This is a genomic window from Peribacillus sp. NPDC060253 (assembly GCF_042727425.1).
GTDB lineage: Bacteria > Bacillota > Bacilli > Bacillales > DSM-1321 > Peribacillus.
The window spans coordinates 64,270-70,269 of record NZ_JBHXAS010000012.1 but is presented as its reverse complement, the minus strand read 5'-3'; the positions used below and the strand labels follow the sequence as shown (position 1 = coordinate 70,269).

Below are 6,000 nucleotides of genomic sequence, written 5' to 3'. Positions count from 1 at the left end.
GATTTAATATTTATAATTTTCTGAATTAACTTATTGACATCATGTCATATTCTTTGGTACGATTCTCCTAGAATTATTTAGAAAACTAATAGAGGAGGATGATTATGGTTTCTGAATACACATTGGATCACGCTAAACAAATGGATGAGAATGATGCACTTAAAGGTTTTCGAGAAGAGTTTTATTTAAAGCCGAACTCCATCTATATGGATGGAAACTCATTGGGGCTTCTTTCAAAAAGGGCTGAACGCACTCTTTTGGAATCTTTGGAAGATTGGAAAGAGCATGGGATTGATGGATGGACACAAGGGAATCACCCCTGGTTTTTCATGGCTGAGAAATTGGGCGCGAAGATGGCCCAATTGGTCGGAGCTTCTCCTGAGGAAGTTATTGTAACCGGCTCCACGACTGTAAATCTACATCAACTTGTAGCTACTTTTTATAAGCCTGAAGGAATGCGCACAAAAATTTTAGCGGATGAATTAACCTTTCCGACTGATATTTATGCTCTTCAAAGTCAGCTGCGTACACATGGATACGATCCGGAAAAAGATCTTATCCGCGTGAAAAGCCGCGATGGAAGATTTCTAGAAGAGGATGACATTATCGAAGCAATGACCGATGACATCGCTTTGATCATCTTGCCAACGGTCCTGTATCGCAGCGGTCAAATATTGGATATGAAACGATTAACTGAGGAAGCTCATAAAAGAGGGATAGTAATCGGATTTGACGGATGTCATTCTATCGGTGCCATTCCGCATTCATTCAGCGAATGGGATGTGGATTTTGCGTATTGGTGCAATTATAAACATTTAAATGGCGGCCCTGGCGGCGTTGGCGGTTTATATGTAAATCGTAAACATTTTGGAACGATGCCTGGATTGGCTGGATGGTTCGGCTCCAAAAAAGATAAACAATTCGATATGGAACATACCTTAACACCAGCTGAATCAGCAGGCGCATATCAAATTGGCACGCCGCATGTGTTAAGTTGTGCACCTTTGATTGGATCTTTAGACATTTTTATAGAAGCGGGAATTGAGAATATTCGCGAAAAATCACTGAAAATCAATCAATATTTAATGGATTTAGTCGAATTCGAATTGAAAGACATGGGATTTTTCATTGGAACTCCTAGAGATGACATACGCCGCGGAGGTCATGTAAGCCTCGAGCATAAAGAAGCTGCACGGATATGTAAGGCATTGAAAGAGAACGGTGTCATTCCAGATTTCCGAGCACCTAACATCATTCGTCTCGCTCCGGTTGCACTATATACTTCCTACGCAGAAGTTTGGGAAGTTGTACAAATACTCAAGAAAATCATGTCAGAAAAACAATATGAAAAATTCAAGAATGAGCGTGAAGTGGTCGCATAACATGGAACTTCGCCAGATGAGGCTCATCCCTCAAATGGTTAGTTAATTAGGGCAGGATTAAATTTTTATGGATAAAAAGGGGATGAACTATGGAGAACAAAAATACTCAATTGAACATGAAAGAGCCAGAGAAAGGGTTAAAACGTGAGCTGGAAACAAATCAGCTTTCCATGATCGCGATGGGCTGTGCCATCGGGACGGGGCTATTCCTTGGCAGTGGGCTTGCCATTCAAGCGGCAGGGCCAAGTGTTTTGCTCAGCTATGCACTCGGTGCTTTCATTGTTTTACTGTTGATGGGCTGCTTAGCCGAAATGACGGTTGCCCATCCTACTTCCGGATCTTTTGGGGCCATTGCTGAAAAGTACATGACTCCGATGGCTGGCTATCTTGTCCGCTATTCTTATTGGATTGCCAATGTTCTGGCTGTTGGGGTTGAAGTAAGTGCAGTCAGTGTGTATATGAAGTATTGGTTTCCGACCGTTCCGGGAATCGTATGGATTTTGCTATTTGCAGCTGTCCTGATTTATGTAAATGCCACTAGCGTGAATACTTTCGCCACATTTGAGTATTGGTTCTCCTTTATTAAAATAAGTGCCATTATTGGTTTTATCCTTCTTGGATCCTATGTACTATTCGGTTCATCCAATCAGCCACATATAGGACCTGAGAACTTTGTAAATGAAGACGGTTTTTTCCCATTTGGTGGGTGGGGAATGTGGGTTGCCGTATTTATTTCTTTATTCAGCTTTCTTGGAACCGAAATGATAGCGGTTACATCAGGGGAAGCAAAAGATCCGGATGCAGCTGTTCCAAAAGCTTTAAAAGCGACCGTGTTCCGTTTATCCACCTTCTATGTGTTGACAATCGGCATCATGTTGATGATCGTACCGTGGAAAACGGCTGGGATCGAGGAAAGTCCATTCGTAAAAGTAATGGAAATATTGAACATTCCTGGTGCATCCGGGATCATGAACTTTATTATTTTAACGGCTGCAGTATCTGCCATGAATGCCCAGCTCTATGCTTCAACACGTATGATGTTTTCATTGGCTCGCGGAAAACATGCACCTAGTTTTTTAGGAAAGTTAAACAAAAGGGGCGTTCCGGCAAAAGCACTTGCTGTCTCTACAACAGGGATTTTCATTGCTGCAGGTGTTCATGCGTTACTTCCCGGTTCCTCCTATGCATTCATGATGGGTATTTCCATGTTCGGTGCCATGTTCACATGGCTCATGATCTTCATATCCCATTTGTTTTTCAGGGTAAAATGGGAGAAGACCGGCGGACGCAAGTTACCGGTAAGGATGATCGGCTTTCCCTATTTAACGATACTAGGAGCCATTCTTCTATTTAGTTTGATGATTACAACATGGTTTACAGATTTCAAGATCATGCTTCAATTCGGGATACCTTGGTTACTATTTTTAGCTGTCGCTTATTTTGTTTCAAAAAGAAGAAATATGAACCATAATGTAATGGAGGAATCTCTGGAAAAGAAGATAGAATAGATTGACTGAATAAATAGTTTTTTGTATATGAAAAGTGAGGAGATTGCGGAATGAAGAATATCGATAACAAGGAACAAACAATAACCGGTCTAGAGAAAGAGATTCAAACCGATTTTCAAAAATCGATGTCTTACGGAGATTATCTCCACCTTGATAAGATTTTAACTAGTCAACACAGATGTTCCGATCATCATGATGAAATGCTATTCATCATTATTCATCAAGCGAGTGAGCTATGGATGAAGCTCATTTTACATGAGTTGACGGCAGCAACTGAATCTATACGCCAAAACAAGTTGGAACCCTCGTTTAAAATGCTGTCGCGCGTTTCGAGGATCCAGCAGCAATTGATTCAGTCATGGAATGTCCTATCAACTTTGACACCTGCTGAATACATGGAGTTCAGGGATAAACTGGGACAATCTTCCGGTTTCCAATCCTATCAGAATCGTTTGATTGAATTTGCATTAGGAAACAAAAATGTCCATACGCTATCAGTCTATCAGCATCAGACAGATCTATACGAGCAAATGCAGCAGGCCCTTCATGAGCCAAGCATTTATGACGCGGCGATTAATGCTTTAGTGGCACGCGGATTACCTATTGATCAAGAAGCCATCAGCAGGGATTGGTCACAAAGATATGAACCAAATGCCAGTGTAGAAGAGGCATGGCTGACCGTTTACCGCGATGTTGAGCAATATTGGGACTTATATGAGCTGGCCGAAAAGTTAGTGGACATTGGCAATCAACAGCAATTATGGCGTTTTAATCATATGAGCACAGTGGAAAGAATTATTGGCAATAAACAAGGAACTGGCGGATCATCAGGTGTAACGTATTTAAAAAGAGCACTGGATCAACACTTTTTCCCAGAACTATGGAGTCTAAGAACGAAGCTATGATGAAAAGAAACAGCCAGAAGAGATGGAGGTAAATGATGGGGACATGGATTGATATTTCACAACGTCTGGATGAAAACGTTGCAGTTTGGCCTGGAGATACCCCTTTCTCATACAAAGTCAATTGGAGTAAAGAAGAAAGTGGATCTGTCAATGTAGGTCAAATCAATATGAGTATCCACACCGGTACCCATATTGATGCCCCTTTTCATTTTGATGACGATGGAAAAAGAGTGATTGATTTGGATCTCGATTTATATATGGGAAGTGCCCGAGTTATCCATTTACCTAACAAGACAAGCATCGGTGTCAATGAATTATCCCGTATAGATCTACAAGGTGTTACCCGTCTGTTAATTCGGACGGATGCATGGAATGACCGAAGTGTTTTTCCACAAACTATTCCTCATATCCAACCAGAATTAGCGGCATATCTTTCAGAACACGGCGTTCGTCTTATTGGTCTTGATTTACCATCAGTGGATCCACTGGATAGTAAAGAACTTTCTGCCCATCATGAACTTGCCGGTCAGGGAATTCACATTTTGGAAGGACTTGTATTAGACGATATCGAACCGGGTAATTATGAGTTGGCAGCCCTCCCTCTTCCTTTAGTTGAAGCAGATGGAAGTCCGGTACGTGCTGTGTTGAAAAAGTCGCCCTAACCTAACTCTTTATAACATTCAGAATTGAAATTTTTTCAAAGAAACGAGCCGGATCACAAAAATGATTGGGCTTGTTTTTTTGTGCCTTTAGATTGCCTCCTTTTTAATTTATCTCCCTAAACCAAGTACATCTATGTTATAATTTTCAGAATTCATCACCAAGAGTGGAGGTCCAAATATGGAAAACTTTTATTTGTTCATCATCATGTGCATTCTTCTCATCATTTTACCTGGTCCTGATACAGCAATAGCCACAAGGAACACCGTTACCGTGGGGACGTCGGGAGGTTTTAAAACGATGTTCGGCACGTGCTGTGCCCTGCTTATTCATACATCAGCCGCCGTGTTCGGACTTTCAGCAATCATTGTGAAATCGGCTTTACTATTTTCCATCTTCAAATATGTCGGTGCCGTTTATTTGGTTTACCTAGGCTTCAAGACCTTATGGGGATTAAAAAATAAGCAAGTGGCCGCAGCGGCGGAAACGTCCGTCAAAAGTAAGTACGAAAACCAGTCTTGCTTTAAACAAGGGTTCCTTACCAATCTGCTGAACCCTAAAGTGGCCGTCTTCTTTTTAACGTTTCTGCCTCAGTTCGTGAATCCAGGAAATGATACGTTTTTACCGTTCCTGATCATGGGCATGACCTATACCGTTTTAACTGCGATGTGGTTTGTATTTTATATCTATCTGCTGAACCAGATCAGTGCCTTTATGAAAAAGCCAAGAACTCAGGCGATTTTTGAGGGATTAACCGGGACGGTCTTGATTGGATTCGGGATAAAGCTAGCTTTGGAAAAAGCTCATAATTAATAATTTGAACTGCACCCTAATTGTTAGACACCAACTAACAATTGGAGGTGCAGTTTTTATAGTAGTATATTTGGGTTTGATACAGGTGTAGGGATTTAAGTACTTGCTGAGTTATGCCACAATACAAAAAACATAATTTAGTGTTTTTATGCTCACGAGCGAATTTCGGGACTTTGACGAAAGTTGGGAGAAGCAATCTAAATCGAGGAAAAGAGAAATTAGCCGAAAGGGATAAGCTCCTTTTGGCTATTTGTCGTGGAGAACCTAAAAAAGAGATTCATAAGTTCACTTCATCCCCTAAGGGAGTCTTACCGAAGCATAATCCAATTTTTCCTAATCCACGTTTTCCTTCCATCTTCAAATCTTACTATGTAATACCGATCATTACCGATACCAACAATTCGACCAGGTTGATAACTGTTCCATTTGTTCTTTGCCTTTCCTACAAATACGTGTTTATTAATAAAACCAAAATCCATTATAAATTCCCCCCTTATTTATAAAGGTGGAATTTATTCTATTAAACTAAAACGTTTTAAGGGTCTAGCCTATAAAAATTTATTTCCCTCAATTTTATTGCTATCCGCTTCTGAAATAAACAAATAAAAAAAGCTGCTTTGGGAGCTTTTTAAATCCTTCCTTCATTCAATTTTTTGTTTAGGTTGTCCAAACATATTGAGGAATTTATGCATTTATTAATCATGTGGCAATTTTATAAACAAAAAGGATGAA

The 6,000-nt window shown here is 40.4% G+C and carries 6 protein-coding genes; 5 read left to right on the top strand and 1 reads right to left on the bottom strand.

Annotated elements, in window-relative coordinates:
* Positions 1-104 precede the first annotated feature (104 nt).
* From kynU to ACFWE9_RS05370, 5 genes are all read left to right on the top strand, one after another.
* The gene (gene kynU, locus ACFWE9_RS05390; protein WP_230161340.1) at positions 105-1,382 is read left to right on the top strand and encodes a kynureninase; all 1,278 of its coding nucleotides are present in this window, start codon (positions 105-107) and stop codon (positions 1,380-1,382) included.
* Between the two features lie 89 nt (positions 1,383-1,471).
* Positions 1,472-2,890, top strand: a complete 1,419-nt coding sequence (locus tag ACFWE9_RS05385) for an amino acid permease (RefSeq protein ID WP_377355937.1) — start codon at positions 1,472-1,474, stop codon at positions 2,888-2,890.
* A gap of 50 nt (positions 2,891-2,940) precedes the next feature.
* Positions 2,941-3,795 (top strand): tryptophan 2,3-dioxygenase, encoded by an 855-nt coding sequence (gene kynA / locus ACFWE9_RS05380; protein WP_230161345.1) that lies wholly within the window; start codon positions 2,941-2,943, stop codon positions 3,793-3,795.
* A 35-nt stretch (positions 3,796-3,830) separates the two neighbouring features.
* Entirely contained in the window at positions 3,831-4,457 is a 627-nt protein-coding gene (gene kynB, locus ACFWE9_RS05375) for an arylformamidase (protein WP_377355935.1), read from the top strand.
* 178 nt (positions 4,458-4,635) lie between these two features.
* Positions 4,636-5,268 (top strand): LysE family translocator, encoded by a 633-nt coding sequence (locus tag ACFWE9_RS05370; RefSeq protein ID WP_230161349.1) that lies wholly within the window; start codon positions 4,636-4,638, stop codon positions 5,266-5,268.
* A gap of 308 nt (positions 5,269-5,576) precedes the next feature.
* Here the strand turns inward: ACFWE9_RS05370 and ACFWE9_RS05365 are convergent, their stop codons facing one another.
* The gene (locus ACFWE9_RS05365) at positions 5,577-5,747 is read right to left on the bottom strand and encodes a hypothetical protein (RefSeq protein ID WP_377355933.1); all 171 of its coding nucleotides are present in this window, start codon (positions 5,745-5,747) and stop codon (positions 5,577-5,579) included.
* Positions 5,748-6,000 lie beyond the last annotated feature (253 nt).

Excerpts from the sequence above, each read along its gene's own strand:
- kynU (WP_230161340.1), top strand. The coding sequence starts at position 105 with ATGGTTTCTGAATACACATTGGATCACGCTAAACAAATGGATGAGAAT.
- ACFWE9_RS05385 (WP_377355937.1), top strand. The coding sequence starts at position 1,472 with ATGGAGAACAAAAATACTCAATTGAACATGAAAGAGCCAGAGAAAGGG.
- kynA (WP_230161345.1), top strand. The coding sequence starts at position 2,941 with ATGAAGAATATCGATAACAAGGAACAAACAATAACCGGTCTAGAGAAA.
- kynB (WP_377355935.1), top strand. The coding sequence starts at position 3,831 with ATGGGGACATGGATTGATATTTCACAACGTCTGGATGAAAACGTTGCA.
- ACFWE9_RS05370 (WP_230161349.1), top strand. The coding sequence starts at position 4,636 with ATGGAAAACTTTTATTTGTTCATCATCATGTGCATTCTTCTCATCATT.
- ACFWE9_RS05365 (WP_377355933.1), bottom strand. The coding sequence starts at position 5,747 with ATGGATTTTGGTTTTATTAATAAACACGTATTTGTAGGAAAGGCAAAG.